The organism is Nocardia cyriacigeorgica NBRC 100375 (genome assembly GCF_000308555.1).
Lineage (GTDB): Bacteria > Actinomycetota > Actinomycetes > Mycobacteriales > Mycobacteriaceae > Nocardia > Nocardia cyriacigeorgica.
In genome coordinates this window covers 1-15,923 of sequence record NZ_BAFY01000138.1, presented here as the reverse complement: position 1 = coordinate 15,923, position 15,923 = coordinate 1, and the positions used below count along the sequence as shown (strand labels likewise).

15 protein-coding genes are annotated in these 15,923 nt (G+C 69.3%); 10 read left to right on the top strand and 5 right to left on the bottom strand.

Going from position 1 to position 15,923, the window contains the following annotated elements; genetic code table 11:
• Positions 1-42 precede the first annotated feature (42 nt).
• Positions 43-3,657, top strand: a complete 3,615-nt coding sequence (gene cobN / locus RJ05_RS13645; RefSeq protein WP_036537486.1) for a cobaltochelatase subunit CobN — start codon at positions 43-45, stop codon at positions 3,655-3,657.
• Between the two features lie 108 nt (positions 3,658-3,765).
• Positions 3,766-4,149, top strand: a complete 384-nt coding sequence (locus RJ05_RS13640; RefSeq protein ID WP_036537485.1) for a PPOX class F420-dependent oxidoreductase — start codon at positions 3,766-3,768, stop codon at positions 4,147-4,149.
• Between the two features lie 2 nt (positions 4,150-4,151).
• On the opposite strand, the gene RJ05_RS13635 is transcribed toward RJ05_RS13640, so the two are convergent.
• On the bottom strand, positions 4,152-4,415 hold the full coding sequence (locus tag RJ05_RS13635) for a helix-turn-helix transcriptional regulator (protein WP_036537483.1): 264 nt from the start codon (positions 4,413-4,415) through the stop codon (positions 4,152-4,154).
• A gap of 76 nt (positions 4,416-4,491) precedes the next feature.
• Here RJ05_RS13635 and map point away from each other — a divergent pair, with 76 nt between their 5' ends.
• Positions 4,492-5,259, top strand: a complete 768-nt coding sequence (map, locus tag RJ05_RS13630; RefSeq protein WP_036537482.1) for a type I methionyl aminopeptidase — start codon at positions 4,492-4,494, stop codon at positions 5,257-5,259.
• Between the two features lie 12 nt (positions 5,260-5,271).
• Here the strand turns inward: map and RJ05_RS13625 are convergent, their stop codons facing one another.
• On the bottom strand, positions 5,272-5,991 hold the full coding sequence (locus tag RJ05_RS13625; protein ID WP_036537480.1) for a DUF8817 family protein: 720 nt from the start codon (positions 5,989-5,991) through the stop codon (positions 5,272-5,274).
• Between the two features lie 228 nt (positions 5,992-6,219).
• Here RJ05_RS13625 and RJ05_RS13620 point away from each other — a divergent pair, with 228 nt between their 5' ends.
• The gene (locus RJ05_RS13620; protein WP_036537478.1) at positions 6,220-6,774 is read left to right on the top strand and encodes a PadR family transcriptional regulator; all 555 of its coding nucleotides are present in this window, start codon (positions 6,220-6,222) and stop codon (positions 6,772-6,774) included.
• Between the two features lie 30 nt (positions 6,775-6,804).
• Complete coding sequence (locus tag RJ05_RS13615; RefSeq protein WP_036537476.1) at positions 6,805-7,188, top strand: PPOX class F420-dependent oxidoreductase; 384 nt, start codon at positions 6,805-6,807, stop codon at positions 7,186-7,188.
• Positions 7,189-7,306: 118 nt separating this feature from the next.
• Here the strand turns inward: RJ05_RS13615 and RJ05_RS13610 are convergent, their stop codons facing one another.
• Complete coding sequence (locus tag RJ05_RS13610) at positions 7,307-8,689, bottom strand: TldD/PmbA family protein (RefSeq protein ID WP_036537514.1); 1,383 nt, start codon at positions 8,687-8,689, stop codon at positions 7,307-7,309.
• 17 nt (positions 8,690-8,706) lie between these two features.
• Entirely contained in the window at positions 8,707-10,212 is a 1,506-nt protein-coding gene (locus RJ05_RS13605; protein WP_036537512.1) for a TldD/PmbA family protein, read from the bottom strand.
• Positions 10,213-10,392: 180 nt separating this feature from the next.
• Here RJ05_RS13605 and RJ05_RS13600 point away from each other — a divergent pair, with 180 nt between their 5' ends.
• Positions 10,393-11,022 (top strand): TetR/AcrR family transcriptional regulator, encoded by a 630-nt coding sequence (locus tag RJ05_RS13600; protein ID WP_231855939.1) that lies wholly within the window; start codon positions 10,393-10,395, stop codon positions 11,020-11,022.
• A gap of 3 nt (positions 11,023-11,025) precedes the next feature.
• Here RJ05_RS13600 and RJ05_RS13595 read toward each other — a convergent pair whose 3' ends face one another.
• Complete coding sequence (locus RJ05_RS13595; protein WP_036537475.1) at positions 11,026-11,793, bottom strand: TSUP family transporter; 768 nt, start codon at positions 11,791-11,793, stop codon at positions 11,026-11,028.
• 100 nt (positions 11,794-11,893) lie between these two features.
• Here RJ05_RS13595 and RJ05_RS13590 point away from each other — a divergent pair, with 100 nt between their 5' ends.
• The 4 genes from RJ05_RS13590 to RJ05_RS13575 form a co-directional block, all read left to right on the top strand.
• Positions 11,894-13,060, top strand: coding sequence for a sensor histidine kinase (locus RJ05_RS13590; RefSeq protein WP_036537511.1), 1,167 nt, complete (start codon positions 11,894-11,896; stop codon positions 13,058-13,060).
• A 48-nt stretch (positions 13,061-13,108) separates the two neighbouring features.
• Positions 13,109-13,768 carry a response regulator gene (locus RJ05_RS13585; protein WP_036537474.1) on the top strand — a complete coding sequence of 220 codons (660 nt, stop codon included), beginning with the start codon at positions 13,109-13,111 and terminating at the stop codon, positions 13,766-13,768.
• An 80-nt stretch (positions 13,769-13,848) separates the two neighbouring features.
• The gene (locus RJ05_RS13580) at positions 13,849-14,331 is read left to right on the top strand and encodes an FxsA family protein (RefSeq protein ID WP_036537472.1); all 483 of its coding nucleotides are present in this window, start codon (positions 13,849-13,851) and stop codon (positions 14,329-14,331) included.
• 89 nt (positions 14,332-14,420) lie between these two features.
• Positions 14,421-15,923 (top strand): amidohydrolase (locus RJ05_RS13575; RefSeq protein ID WP_036537470.1); only part of this gene is annotated, 1,503 nt, incomplete at its 3' end.

Here is a 15,923-nt window from a genome sequence, read left to right as displayed (position 1 = left end):
GCGCACACCCGCTGGGCGCGTCACCCGAGGAAGGTCTCACCTGTGATCCTGCTGCTGTCCACCTCCGACACCGATCTGCTGAGCGCGCGCGCCAGCGGCGCCGACTACCGGTGGGGCAACCCGGCGCGGCTGCTGGTGGAGGATCTGCCTGCCCTGCTCGACGGCGCCGACCTGGTCATCGTGCGGATCCTCGGCGGCAAGCGGGCCTGGGAAGAGGGACTCGACGCCGTCCGCGCCGCCGGTGTGCCGATGGTCGCCCTCGGCGGTGAGCTGGCGCCCGACGCCGAGCTGATGGAATGCTCGACCGTGCGTGCCGGTGTCGCCGCCGATGCGCACAACTACCTGGCGGCCGGCGGTGCCGAGAATCTGCGTCAGCTGCACAACTTCCTCTCCGACACCGTGCTGCTCACCGGCCACGGCTTCGAGCCGCCGGTGCAGCTGCCCAGCTGGGGTCGGCTCGAACGCGAGGCCGCCGACGTCGACGGACCGACCGTTGCGGTCATCTACTACCGGGCCCAGCACCTGGCCGGCAATACCGCCTACATCGATGCGTTGTGCACCGCGATCGAGCAGGCCGGTGCTCGCCCGCTGCCGCTGTACTGCGCCTCGCTGCGCACCGCCGAGCCGGACCTGCTCGACACCCTGCGCGCGGCGGACGCCCTGGTCGTGACGGTGCTGGCCGCCGGCGGCACCAAGCCCGCCACCGCCTCGGCCGGTGGCGACGACGAAGCCTGGGATGTCGGCGCGCTCGCCGAACTCGATGTGCCGATCCTGCAGGGCCTGTGCCTGACCACCGGCCGCGAGCAGTGGGAAGCCAACGACGACGGCCTCTCGCCACTGGACGTGGCCACTCAGGTGGCAGTGCCCGAATTCGACGGCCGCATCATCACGGTGCCGTTCTCGTTCAAAGAATTCGATGCCGACGGCCTGTCCACTTACGTGCCGGATCCCGAGCGGGCCGCGCGGGTCGCCGGGATCGCGGCCCGGCACGCGCGGCTGCGTCACATTCCCGCCGAGCAGAAGCGACTCGCGATCATGCTCTCGGCCTATCCGACGAAGCATGCCCGCATCGGCAATGCCGTCGGCCTGGACACCCCCGCCAGCGCGATCCGGCTGCTCACCGAATTGCGTGGGGCCGGTTACGATCTGGGTGATCCCAGCGAGGTGCCCGGTCTCACCGACCGTGACGGCGACGCCTTGATCCACGCGCTCATCGCCGCCGGCGGGCAGGACCCGGACTGGCTCACCGCCGAACAGTTGGCGGGCAACCCGATCCGCATCGGCGCCGCCACCTACACCACGTGGTTCGAGGGGTTGCCCGATGACTTGCGCGAGGCCGTGATCGAGGCGTGGGGCCCGCCGCCCGGCGAGCTGTATGTGGACCGCTCCGGCGACCCGTCCGGCGAAATCGTCATCGCCGCATTGCGTTTCGGCAATATCGTGCTGATGGTGCAGCCGCCGCGCGGATTCGGCGAGAACCCCGTAGCCATCTACCACGACCCCGACCTGCCGCCGAGCCACCATTACCTGGCCGCCTACCGCTGGCTGTCGGCGCCGGAGTCGGCGGGCGGATTCGGCGCCGACGCCATGGTGCACCTGGGTAAGCACGGCAACCTGGAATGGCTGCCCGGCAAGACACTCGGCATGTCGGCCTCCTGTGGCACCGACGCCGCCCTCGGTGACCTGCCGCTGATCTACCCGTTCCTGGTCAACGACCCCGGCGAAGGCACCCAGGCCAAACGCCGCGCGCACGCCACCCTCGTCGACCACCTGATTCCGCCGATGGCGCGCGCCGAAAGCTACGGCGACATCTCGCGACTCGAGCAGTTGCTCGACGAGCACGCCAATATCTCCGCCCTCGACCCGGCCAAGCTGCCCGCCATCCGCCAGCAGATCTGGACGCTCATGCGGGCGGCGAAAATGGACCACGACCTCGGCCTGGCGGAACGGCCCGACGAAGACTCCTTCGACGACATGCTGCTGCACGTCGACGGCTGGCTGTGCGAGATCAAAGACGTACAGATCCGCGACGGGCTGCACGTGCTCGGCCAGGCACCGGAAGGTGACGTCGAGCTGGACCTGGTCCTGGCCATGCTGCGCGCCCGTCAGCTGTGGGGTGGTGAGCAGAACGTGCCGGGCCTGCGAGAAGCCCTGGGGCTCAGCGAAGCAGGAGACGAGGACCGCGCGCGGGTCGATGTGGTGGAAGCCCGTGCGCGCGAGCTGCTCGCCGCGTTGCAGGCCGAGAACTGGTCGGTGGATGCGGTCGAGCCGTTGGTGAACGACTTCGCGACCGCGATCGTCGCCGGTGGTCGCGTGGAGGCGGTGAAGTCCGTGCTGCGGTTCGCCGCTACCGAAGTGGTGCCGCGCCTGCGCGAGACCGGCATCGAGATCGCCCGCGTCCTGCACGCCCTCGACGGCGGCTTCATCCCGGCGGGGCCGAGCGGATCCCCGTTGCGTGGCCTGATCAACGTGTTGCCCACCGGTCGCAACTTCTACTCCGTCGACCCGAAGGCGGTGCCGTCGCGGCTGGCCTGGGAGACCGGTCAGGCGATGGCCGATTCGCTGCTCGAGCGCTACCTGGCCGATCACGGCGAATACCCGCGCTCGGTGGGCCTGTCGGTGTGGGGCACCTCCGCGATGCGGACCTCAGGCGATGACATCGCCGAGGTGCTCGCGCTGCTCGGCGTGCGACCGGTGTGGGACGAGGCCAGTCGCCGCGTCACCACGCTGGAGGTGATCTCCGTCGAGGAGCTCGGCCGTCCGCGCATCGACGTCACCGTCCGCATCTCCGGCTTCTTCCGTGACGCGTTCCCGCACGTGCTGGCCCTGCTCGACGACGCGGTCCGTCTGGTGGCCGGCCTCGATGAACCGGCCGAGTCGAACTACGTGCGGGCACACGCCCAGGCCGACCTCGCCGACCACGGCGACGAACGCCGCGCCACCACCCGCATCTTCGGCTCCAAGCCCGGCACCTACGGCGCCGGGTTGTTGCAGCTCATCGACTCCAAGAGCTGGCGCACCGATGACGACCTCGCGCAGGTGTACACCACCTGGGGCGGTTACGCCTATGGCCGCGACCTCGACGGCGCCCCCGCCGCCGACGATATGCGCACCGCGTACCGGCGAATCACCGTGGCCGCCAAGAACACCGACACCCGCGAGCACGATATCGCCGACTCCGACGACTACTTCCAGTTCCACGGCGGCATGGTCGCCACGGTGCGCGCGCTGACCGGCAAGAACCCCGAGGCCTACATCGGCGACAGCACCCGCCCCGACGCGGTGCGCACCCGCACCCTGTCCGAGGAGACCGCCCGGGTGTTCCGGGCCCGCGTGGTGAATCCGCGCTGGCTCGAGGCCATGCGCAGGCACGGGTACAAGGGCGCGTTCGAGATGGCGGCGACCGTGGACTACCTGTTCGGCTACGACGCCACCACTGACGTGGTCGCGGACTGGATGTATGAGAAGTTGGCCGAAAGCTACGTCTTCGACGAGGTCAACCGCCGGTTCATGGAGCAGTCCAATCCGTGGGCGCTCCATGGCATCGCCGAACGTCTGCTCGAGGCGGCCGAGCGCAAGCTCTGGGACGCGCCGGAGCAGGAGACGCTGGATCGGCTGCGTCAGATCTATCTGGAGACCGAGGGCGAGCTCGAGTAGCAGCAGCGGGCGCCGGAGCCGTAGCCGGATCGCTACGTCTCCGGGCGTAGCTGCGAATCTGACTCAGGGCGGATGTATGGGTTCTTCCGCCGCCCTACCGTTGCCGGTATGACCTGGAACGAACTGGCAACCAGCAAATACGCGCTGCTCACGACGTATAAGAAGGACGGCACGCCGGTGGGAACGCCGGTCTGGCTGGCGTCCGACGGCGACCGGATCCTGGTGTGGACCAACCGGAAGTCGTGGAAGGTCAAGCGGCTGCGCCGAAATCCGCGGGTGACCGTGCAGCCCTGCGATAACCGCGGCCGCACCGATGACGGCGAGGTCCATGCCGCGACCGCGACGCTGCTCGATGCCGATGGCACCGAGCACGTCCGCGACGTGCTCGCCCACAAATACGGCCTGCTGGGCGCCCTCGCGATCCGTGGCCACAAGCTGGTGCTCGGCGCCGATGCCTCGGTGGGCATCGCACTCAGTGCGCGCGCGGACTGATCTCAGGCCGAGGCGGCGAGGCTGCCGGACAACCAGATCGCGGCCAGCTCGTCCAGCGGCAGATCCAGCACCTGACTGAGCGCCACCACCGTGCCGAACGCGGGGGAGGGCAGACGGCCGGTTTCGATCTTGCGCAGGGTTTCCGGCGAGATGCCCGCCGCGCGCGCGACGCCGGCGAGATCGCGGGCACCGCGTGCTTCCCGTAACCGGGCACCGAGCCGGCGACCGGCCTCCACTTGGGCGGGAGTCAAGGGCAGACGAACCATGCGACCACCCTACGGCTGGTATTTAAATACCGCAATCTGGTATTAAAATACCGATGATGTCGATGTGGAGGTTGTGATGGTCGAGTTGAAGTCGCCCGAGGAGATCGAGCGGATGGCGGTGACGGGACGGTTCGTCGCCGAGACCTTGGCCGAGTTGCGTGAACGCGCGGCCGTCGGAGTGAATCTGCTGGAACTCGAGGCGGTGGTGCGCGAGCGGATCCGCCGGCGTGGTGCGCAGTCGTGCTACTGGGACTACGCGCCGTCGTTCGGCCGCGGGCCGTTCCGCAACACTGTCTGCCTGTCGGTGAACGATGCTGTGCTGCACGGACTTCCATTCGACTACACGTTGCGCGACGGCGATGTGCTGACGATGGATCTCGCCGTCTCCATCGACGGCTGGGTCGCGGACGCGGCGACCACCGTGGTCGTCGGCACCGCTGCCGAGGAGGACCTGCGGCTGGTGCGGGCGACCGAGGAGGCCCTCGAAGCCGCGATCCAGGTGGCGCAGCCGGGTAACCGGATCGGCGACGTCTCCGCCGCCATCTCGGCGGTCGCCGCCGCCTACGGATATCCGGTCAACACCGAATTCGGCGGACACGGACTCGGGCGCACCATGCACGAAGACCCGCACGTCTCCAATGTCGGTCGCGCGGGCCGCGGATTTCCGCTGCGGCCCGGGCTGACCATCGCCATCGAGCCATGGTTCGCGCGGACCACCGACCGCATCGTCACCGACCCCGATGGGTGGACGATCCGATCGGCCGATGGTTCACGCACGGCGCATTCCGAGCACACCATCGCCGTCACCGAGGATGGCCCGCGAATCCTCACCGTGGCCGCGTGATCGCGTGGCGATTCACTGGCGCTCGCCGAGCCAGTCCCGCAGCGCCTCGCTCGCATTCGCATCGGCCGCGATGGCTGTGCGCTCATCCTCGGTGAGGGGTACCGCGCGCATCTCGTCGCGATAGGAGCTCGCTCGCTGCTCATCGCCCGCCGCCACGGCGATCTCGGTGAGCGCGGCCCACGCGCGGGCGAGGTCGACGGCGGGCGCGGTCGCCCGGTACCGGCCGATGCCCACTTCCAGTACCCGGGCGGCAGCCTTGTCGTCGTTTTTGAAATCGCGCAGAATCCGCGCGTTGTCGAGTACCTTCGCCAATCCGGACAGGCGCTCGGACCCGCCGTATTCGAGCTTCATCGGTTCGTCGTATTGGATATAGATGATGGAATTGCCGTCCGGGTCGACAAGGGTGAATCGGGATTGCCCCGGACGGAATCGGGTGATGCGTGGCCGGCCTTTCGCGGGCACCTTTCCCACGTGCGCACGCAGCCCGGCGGTGAATTCCTTGTGTCGCCCGGCGATATCGTCGACCATCACCAGGCAGCCCATCGATTCCGCCGGGAGATCGGTGTCGCGGGGCGTGGAGATGAAATGCAGGGCGCATCCGTTCGCTTCGATCGCGCCGTAGAGGTAGGGGCGGGTCTGTTCGTGGGTGACGGTATAGCCGAGTGCGCGATAGAACTCCATGGTCCGGGTGAGGTCGCTGGTCAGGAGTATGGGGACGGCGGTGTCGTCCATTCGGGGCCTCCGTAATCAAGTTTGACTACCCGACTGTAGGTTGCGGGGAGTTGGGAAGTCAAACTTGAGTACTGGCGCCGATGAGAGGGCCGAGGGGTCTGCCCTCGGCCCGGTACCTCAGTGTGATTCGGCCTTTTCGGGGGCCGCCTGCATGGACCTGAGATCAAGTTTGACTACCATGCGGGGAGCGGCTCGGCGGTAGAAGTCCAGCCCGCCGGAAGGAGTCCGATGTCAACGGTGCGGCTGTTGGTGCTCGGTGTCATGCGCAGGCAGCAGCCCACCCATGGGTACGCGGTGCGGCAGGAGTTGCTGTCCTGGCGGGCCGACACCTGGACCAACGTCAAACCCGGTTCGATCTACCACGCGCTCAAACAGCTGACCCAGGAAGGCAAGTTGCGGGCGCTCGGAACCGAGGGCAGTAGCCATGGGCCGGGCCGGACGATGTTCGAGCTCACCGCCTCCGGCGAGGACGAGTTCCGCACGCTCCTCGAGGAGGCCCTCGTCAGCGTGGACATGGAGGAACTCGGCGCGGCGATCGCGTTCATGGACGCATTGCCGCGTGCGGACGTGATCGCCAAGCTCCGCGAACAACGCCGGCGCAGCCGGGAGATACGCGACGACCTGCTCGCCATGGCCCCGGAATTTCCCGGCCGATACTCTGCCCCGCACGCGACCGACCTGCTGGAATTGTGGAGCGGCGTGTTCGAGAACCTGTCCGGCTGGACCTCGGGGGTGCTGGCCCGGCTGGAAGCGGGGGAGTACCGCATGGCCGACGACGAGTGAGCAGCGCGCCCATCGCCTACCCTTGCCCATATGAGCGATGCGCGCACAGCTGTCGAAAAGGCCGACTACGTCCTGTTGACCACCTTCCGCAAGGACGGCACCCCGGTGCCCACCCCGCTGTGGGCCGCCGCCGACAGGGGCAAGATCTTCGTCTGGACCGTCACCGACAGCTGGAAAGTCAAACGCCTGCGCCGCAACCCGTCGGTCACCCTCCAACCCTGCAACGCCAAAGGCACCCCCCACGGCACCCCCATCGACGGCACCGCCCGCATCCTCGACGCCGATGAGACCGAAAACGTCCGCCGGTTGCTGCGCAAAAAGTACTTCCTACTCGGCCCCCTCGTGATCCTCGGCAGTAACCTCCGCCGCGGCAAATCCGGCACCATCGGCATCGAAATCACTCCGGCAGTCTGAGCCATGATGGTGCGCTGCCGCCAGTCATCGCCGAACAAGCGATGACCGGCGGTCACCCTGTCTTGTCACGAGACGTGGAGTCCGCCCGAGCTGATGGGAGGACACGGCATCGGGGCCATCAGGTGGCCTGGCTGACCGAGGACATGTGGAAGTCGGGGATGCGGAGTGGGGGCATGGCGGTTCGGGTGAACCAGTCTTTCCATTCGCGGGGGAGGGTGAGGGTTGTCGCGCCGGCTTCGGTGGTGCGACGCAGCAGATCGAGGGGGCTTTCGTTGAAGCGGAAGTTGTTGACGGCTGCGGTGACTTCGCCGTTCTCGATCAGGTAGACGCCGTCGCGGGTGAGGCCGGTCAGCAGCAAAGTGGCCGGGTCGACCTCGCGGATGTACCACAGCGTGGTGAGCAGCAGGCCGCGTTCGGTGCGGTTGATCATGTCCTCGAGGGTGGCGTCGGAACCACCGGTCAACAGCAGGTTCTCGCCGGGGACGGTGGTGGGAGCGTCGAATTCGGCGGCGGTGGCGCGTGGGTAGACCAGCGATTCGATGACACCCTCGCGCAGCCAGTTCACCCGTTGGGCGGACAGTCCGTTGTCGAACACCGACAGTGCCTCCGAGGAGGCAGGCGTGGCGACGAACGGGCGGTATTCGAGACCGCTCGCACTCGGATCCGAATACAAGGTGAGCGGAAGCTCGGTGAGCCGCTCACCGATACGGGTGCCGCCCGGCCGTGACAAGGCGGTGTGACCCTCGTGCGCGCCGCGCCCCTCCATCGTCCACGCCAGATAGATCATGAGATCGGCCACCGCCGACGGCGGCAGCAACGTCTCGTACCGCCCGGCAGGCAGCTCCACCCGCCGCGCCGACCAATCCAATCGCCGTGACAGCTCCGTCAGCAGCCCGGGGGTGTCCACATCGGTGAAATCGCTGGTGCCGACGCCCACCCAGGCGCTGGCCAGATCAGCGCCGGTGCCGCGCTTGCCGTTGATCTCCACCGAACCGGTGGGCTGCACGTAGCGGCGACGCAGACCGGTGGAGGTCCCGAGCCAGGTGGTGTGCATCTGGTGATGGGCGAAACCGTAGAGGGTGTCGGTGCCGTCGAACCCGCGGGCGAGGTCGGCGGCCAGCCCGGTGAAGACCTCGATTCCGGTGCGGCCGGGTTCGCCCGCCCAGTCCGGCGCGTCCGAGGCCTCGTCCGGCTCCAGTAACGGCATCGCGTCGCGCGCCGGTTCGGCCGTGCGCGCGGCCTGCTCACTGGCGCGGACCACCGCCTCGATATCGGCGCCGTCCACGCTGGTGGCGCTGATGCTGCCGACGCGGGCCAGGTGGGGTCCCTCCCGGAACACCGACACCACCGCCCACTGCCGCGAGACCGACGACCCGTTGGTGGTCATCGAATTGCCCGCCCAGCGCAAGGACGCTTCGTGCGCGTCGGTGACGATGACCATCGCCTCGTCGGCCTTCGACAGCGCCAGCGCCTGCTCGACTACCGCCCCACCGGGCACCATCGCCGCGCCGGTCCCGTTCACTGCCCCGCCTCCGTCCGCGTGTTGAGAACATTGATGCCGCGCACCAGGATCGACGGGCAGCCGTGACTGACCGCCGCGACCTGACCGGGCTGTGCCTTGCCGCAGTTGAACGCGCCACCGAGCTGCCAGGTGGACGGACCGCCGACGGCCTCCATCGCACCCCAGAAATCGGTGGTGGTGGCCTGGTAGGCGACATCACGCAGCTGCCCGTCCAGTTTCCCGTCGCGGATGCGGAAGAACCGCTGACCGGTGAACTGGAAGTTGTAGCGCTGCATATCGATCGACCAGGATTTGTCGCCCACGATGTAGATGCCGTCCTCGACCCGCGAGATCAGCTCGTCGGTGCTGGTGTCGCGGTGCGGGTCCGGTTGCAGCGACACATTGGCCATCCGCTGGATCGGCACGTGGTGCGGTGAATCCGCGTAGGAACAGCCATTGGAACGCTCGAGACCGAGGCGCGGCGCGAACACCCGATCGAGCTGATACCCGACCAGGAGCCCGTCGCGCACCAGGTCCCAGCGCTGGCCCGCGACGCCTTCGTCGTCGTAGCCGACGGTGGCCAGTCCGTGCGGTTCGGTGCGGTCGCCGGTGACGTGCATGATCGGGCTGCCGTACCGCAGCATGCCCAGCAGGTCGGGTGTGGCGAACGAGGTGCCCGCGTAGGCGGATTCGTAGCCGATGGCCCGGTCGTATTCGGTCGCGTGGCCGATGGATTCGTGGATGGTGAGCCACAGATTGGTCGGATCGATGACCAGGTCGGTGGGCCCGGCGACGACGCTGGGCGCCTTCACCTTCTCGGCCAGCCACTCCGGCATCCGGGCGAGTTCGCCTGCCCAGTCCCAGATTCCGTCGGCGCCGGTGACGTACTCCCAGCCGCGACCCGCCGGCGCGGCCAGGGTGCGCATGGTCTCGAACACCCCGGCCGCCGCGTCGACGGTGATGGCTTCGAACTGCGGATGCAACCGCACCCGCTGCTGGGTGATCGAGGAGCCCGCGGTGTCGGCGTAGAAGGTTTGCTCTTTGACCTGCAAGACCGAGGCCGTGACGTGGTCGACGCCGTCGGCGGCCGACAGCCGCTGCGAATACTCCTGCAACAGCGCCACTTTGTCGGTGGTCGGCACCGTGAACGGGTCGAGATCGTAGGCCGAGACCCACTCCACCCCGTCATAGCGCGGTTCGGCGGCCAGCTCCACCCGTTCGCGGTTGAGCGCGCGCAAGGTGGTGGCCACGGTGACGGCGCGGCGCGCGACCTCGGCAGCCGAATCGGGCGTGAGCGCGGCGTGCGAGGCGAAACCCCAGGTGCCATCGACGATCACCCGTACCGCCAGCCCGAGTTCGGCGGAGTCGGCGACCGATTCCACGCGCCCGTCGCGCAACCGGATGGATTGGGTGACCAGGCGATGCACCCGCAGATCCGCGTGCGAGGCGCCGGCCGCGGTGGCGGCCGCGAGCGCGGCGTCGGCCAGCGCGGCCAATGGCAGCGAGGTGAATTCGGCGTCCACGCCGTAGTGCGGGCGGCCGGATCCGCTGCCCTCGTGGGAAGTCGGGATGCTCACCCAGCACACGGTAGCCGGTGCCACCGACAGCCGCCGCCGAATAGTTGCTGTGCGCAGTGGTATCGAACCGGGACGCGGCGCTCGCGCCTACCACGCCCGCGCGAGCAGATGTCGTACTGTGCCCGCGTGCCGCCTTCCGCCCTCCGTGATCGCAAACGAGAACGTACCCGCCGCGCCCTGCTCGAGGCCGCTGTCGAACTGTTCGAGACCAGAGGCTACGAAGAGACGACCGTGGCCGATATCGCCGCCGTCGCCGAGGTGGGCACGCGCACCTTCTTCAACTATTTCGCCAGTAAGGAAGAGTTGCTGTTCCCCGAACCCGACGATCGAGTGCGGGCTGCCGTGGTGGCGATCGCTTCGCGGCGGCCGGGGGAGCGGCCGGTGGAAGTGCTGTTACGCGCCTTACGCGCGGCCGGCGACAATCCCGGCGAACATCTCATCGACGATCTCTACGCCCGGATCGCCGCCCTGCGGGCCCAGGTCTCGCGCACCGTGCCCGCGGTGAGTGGCCGCGCGGCGCACGCGCAGCTGGTCGCCCAGCGCGAGATAGCCAGGCAACTTCATGCGGCGTTCCCGGCCGAATTCGACGAGGTCGGCGCGGCGGCACTGGTCGGTGCCGTGGTGGGCGCGGTGTCGGGTGCGTTGACGGTGCTGTTCCAGGGCCCGCAGATCGGCATCGAGGACGGCGAACGGTTGCAGCGCAAGATCCACGAGACCACCTCCGAGGTGCTGCGTCCCTGGCTCGCCCGGGTCTGAGCGTCAGCCGAACTGCTGCCAGCCCAGCCGCAGCACCATCGCGATCACGACCACCAGCAACACCACCCGGACGAATTCCGCGCCGCGGCTCAACGCCATCCGCGACCCGACCACCGCGCCCGCGATATTGCCCACCGCCATCGCCGCGCCCAGCGCCCACAGGATGTGCCCGGTCGCGCCGAAGAAGATCAGCGCGCCCACATTCGATCCGCAGTTGATCACCTTGGCCATCGCCGCGGCCCGCACGAATTCGGTGCCGAGCAGTGTGGCGAAGGTGATGATGAGAAAGGTGCCGGTGCCCGGCCCGAGTAGCCCGTCGTAGAAGCCGATCAGCCCGGCCGCCAGCCCCACCACCAGGATGAACTTGCGCCGAGTCGGCGGATGCGTGGCGAGGGTGACCCCGACCGACGGCCGTGCGGTGACGAAGACCGCCACCCCCACCAGGACTACCAGCACGATCGGTATGAACAGCTCCCGATCGATCAGCGAGACCGCGGCCGCACCGGTCGCCGCCGCCACCGCCGAGATCAGCGCCGCGGGCAGCAGCACTCGCCAACGGATCGGCACCTTCCGGGAGAAGGTCACCACCGCCGCGGTCGTGCCCGCCACCGCCGAGAGCTTGTTGGTGCCGAGCGCCGTCTGCGGCGCGATGCCTGGCGCCACCAGCAGCAGGGTCGGCAACACGATCAAACCGCCGCCGCCGACCACGGCATCCACCCAGCCCGCGGCCGTCGCCGCGGTCAACAGAACCGCCCAGTCGGTGATCTCCACGCAGCAAGCGAACCAGAAACATCCCATGACCGGTGCGCCGGGTCGGCCGGCGTGCGCGCCGTCGCCGGCCGGTCCCGCGGCCACCCATACGCTGAACGGCATGCGCAGGTTCAGTCTGTGGCTTCGCGGCAAGCCGATCGTCGCCGACTCGATGCTGGCCGGTGTGTTGCTGGTGCTCGACGTCCTCGGCGTCTCCACCGCGCACAACAAGGTCGCCTTCGTGGCGCTGTCGCTGGTGTTGCCGCTGCCGATGATTCTGCGCCGGGTCTATCCGCGGCTCATGGCGGCCGCCATGCTCGGGCTGTCGATCACCACCACCGCCGTCAGCTATCTCACCGAGGAGGAGTCCGAGCATGTCGCACTGCTCGGACTCGGCATCATGCTCTACACGCTGGTGGCCTATGTGGGTCGCCGCGAAGGGCTGCTGTTGCTGGCCGGCCTGGCTCTCGACACCGGGCTGTCCATGCTGGCGACCGGGTTCCCGGCCGGCACCGATCTGGCCTTCGTCATCGTGCTGTACGCGCTGTGCTGGACCCTGGCCGAATTCATCGGCGCCCGCCACGCCTACGACACCGAGGTCGCCGCCCGCCTCGCGGTCGCCGACTACGACCGGGAACGGCGCGCCCACGACGCTGTCTCGGCCGAACGCACCCGCATCGCCCGCGAACTACACGATGTGGTCGCCCATGCGGTCAGCGTCATCATCGTGCAGGCCGACGGCGCGAAATACGCGCTGCGCCACGATCCCGACGCCGCCGAGCAGGCCGTCACCACCATCGCCGCGACCGGCCGCGAAGCGCTGCGCGAACTGCGCCGCACCGTCGCGCTGCTGCGCACCGAGCACGCACCCGACCAGCTGCCCCAGCACGGCACCGCGGGTTTGGCGAAGGTGGTGGAGATGATGCGCGGCACCGGCCTGGCGGTGGAACTGGAGATGACCGGCGAGCTCGACGACATCGCCCCCGAGATCAGCCTCGGCGTGCACCGCATCGTGCAGGAATCGCTGACCAACACCCTGCGCCACGCCGGCGCGCACCCGAAGGCCTGGGTGCGGGTGCAGCGCCGCGACGACGATGTTCTCATCGAGGTCACCGACTCCGGTGGCGTGCCCGTCGAGGAACCGGAGAACCGCATCACCGGCAGCGGACTCGGGCTGGCCGGTATGCGCGAACGAGTCGCGGTGCTCGGGGGAAGCATGGAGGCAGGGCGCGCCCCCGACGGCTCGTGGCGGGTACGAGCGACCATCCCGTTGGTCCAGCCCGACTGATCCGGCCACCGCCCGCCGCCTACCCGCGAGCCCACTACGCTGTGGTGCGTGCCGATCACCGTTCTCGTCGTCGACGACCAGGAACTCATGCGCATGGGCCTGAAGATGGTGCTCGGCGCACACCCCGACATCGAAGTGATCGGCGAGGCCGCCAACGGCGCGCTCGCGGTGACCCAGGCCAGTGAGCTGCGACCCGATGTCGTGCTGATGGACGTGCGGATGCCGGTCGTCGACGGCGTCACCGCCACGACGCAGATCGTGGAAGCCGGGCACGGTAGCCGGGTCCTGGTGATGACCACCTTCGATCTCGATGAACACGCCCTCGGCGCCCTGCGCGCCGGCGCGAGCGGCTTCCTGCTCAAGGACACCCCACCCGAGGACCTGATCTCGGCGATCCGCAGCGTCGCCGCCGGTGACGCGGTGGTCTCACCGAAGGTCACCAAACGCCTGCTCGACCGCATGATCAGCGAGAATCCGGGCCGCACTCGCGATCCCGGCGTCCTCGACGTGCTGACCGCGCGCGAACGTGAAGTACTCGAACAGATTGCCGCCGGCCGCTCCAACGCCGAGATCGCCGCACAGCTGTTCCTGTCCGAAGCGACGGTGAAAACCCACGTCGGACGGGTGCTGACCAAACTGGGCCTGCGCGACCGGGTGCAAGCGGTGGTGCTCGCCTATGAGACCGGGCTCGTCCGCCCCGGCGGGTGAATTCGGCAACCTGACGCGCCCGCCGGGAGAAAATCCGGGCGACCGGACGTTGAGAGGGTAGATCGTCCGGAAGGAACGTCATGCCCGCAGTTGTTTTCCTCGCCTACCTCGTCGTCGAGATCGCCGCCTTCGTCGGTGTCGCGCAGTGGATCGGCGTCATGCCCGCGATCCTCGTGCTCATCGCCTGCTCCGCGGCGGGGATGCTGCTCATCGGCTCGCAGGGCAGGCGGGTGTTCGAGCAATTCCGCCGCGCCGGACGTGGGGAGATCGCGCCTGGTACCGCCGTCGCCGACGGTGCGCTGGTGGCCACCGGCAGCGTCTTGATGTTCGTGCCGGGCCTGGTCACCTCGGTGTTCGGGCTGTTGCTGCTCCTGCCGCCGACCCGGGCGCTGCTGCGGCCGCTGCTGGCGGCGGTGACCGCGCGCCGGATGCAGCGGGTGGCCGCTCGGATGCCGTATCGCGGCGTGGTGATCGACGGCGACGATGTGGTCGACGGCGTCGTCGTCACCGAGTGGTACGACGACCCGCGCCCCGGTACCCGGCGCGCCATCGGCGGTGCCTGAGACCGTCGGCGAGCGCGGCGCGGCGAGGTGATCGGCACCGCACCCGCCGGTGCCCGTGCGCGGATGCGGCACTGGCAGACTGGTCGACCGTGAGTACCCAGTTGCTGGTCGGTGGTCGTATCTACAGTTCCAGTTCCCCGGACGCGACCGCGATGGCGGTCACCGACGGCACCGTGGTGTGGCTGGGCGCCGACCGAGTGGGCCGCGCATTGCACCCCGATGCCGAGATCATCGACCTGGACGGTGCTTTCGTCGCACCGGCCTTCGTGGAACCGCACCTGCACACCACCGCCCTCGGACTGCAACTGGCCGGACTCGATCTGTCGGGCGCGCGTTCGCTCACGCACTGCATGGAACTGCTCAGCGCGTTCGCCGCCGCCCACCCCGGCGCGGTGATCATCGGCGACGGCTGGGACGAGACCGGCTGGCCCGAACAACGGCCACCCAGCGCGGCCGACATCGATGCCGCGCTCGGCGCCGACGCGGGCAGACACGTCTATCTCTCGCGCGTCGACGCCCACTCCGCGGTGGTCTCCACCGCCGTCCTGGATGCCGTACCCGGCCTGACCTCCGTCACGGGATTCAGCCGCAGCGCACCGTTGCGCGCGCAGGCCCACCATCTGGTGCGCGCGGCGGCACTGGCCGCGCTCGACCGTGACCAGCGCGATGCCGCCCGGCGCGCGGCCCTCGATCACACCGCCGCGCACGGCATCGTCGCCGTGCACGAATGCGCGGGCCCGGAGATCTCCGGCGCGGCCGATGTGCGCGAACTACTCGCGTTCGACCACGGCGTCGAGGTCCGTGTCAACTGGGGCGAGGCCGTGACCAGCGCGGAACACGCGCGTGCGCTGGTCGCCGACCTCGGCGTGCACGCGCTGGCCGGTGACCTGTTCGTCGACGGTTCGCTCGGTTCGCGCACCGCCTGGCTGCGCGAACCCTACGCCGACGGCGACGGCGCCGGATTCGGCTACCTGGACGCCGAGTCGATCGCCGCGCATGTGCGGGCCTGTACCGAAGCCGGGATCCAGGCCGGCTTCCATGTCATCGGCGATGCCGCGATGGACGCCGTGATCGCCGGTTTCGGTGCCGTGGTCGACGAACTGGGCGGACCGGCCGTGGCCGCGCGCGGACACCGGATCGAGCACGCGGAGATGATCGACGCCGACCAGATCACGAAACTGGCGGCATGGGGCGTCATCGCGAGCGTGCAGCCGGCGTTCGATGCCGCGTGGGGCGGCCCCGACGGCATGTACGCGCAACGCCTCGGCGCCGAACGCGCCGCCCGGCTGAATCCGTTCGCGGCCATGGCCTCGGCGGGTATCTCGCTGGCCATCGGCTCCGACGCTCCGGTCACCGCCCTCGATCCCTGGGCCGCCGTGCGCGCCGCCGCCGAGCATCGCACGCCCGGTCACGGGGTGTCGCCACGTGCGGCCTTCGCCGCGGCCACCAGGGGCGCCTGGCGCGCGGGCGGGGTCCGCGACGGCGTCGCCGGCACGCTCGTGCCGGGCGCCCCGGCGTCGTACGCGGTCTGGGAGGCCGGTGAGCTCGTGGTGGCCGCGGCCGCCGATTCCGTGCAGCGCTGGTCGACCGAC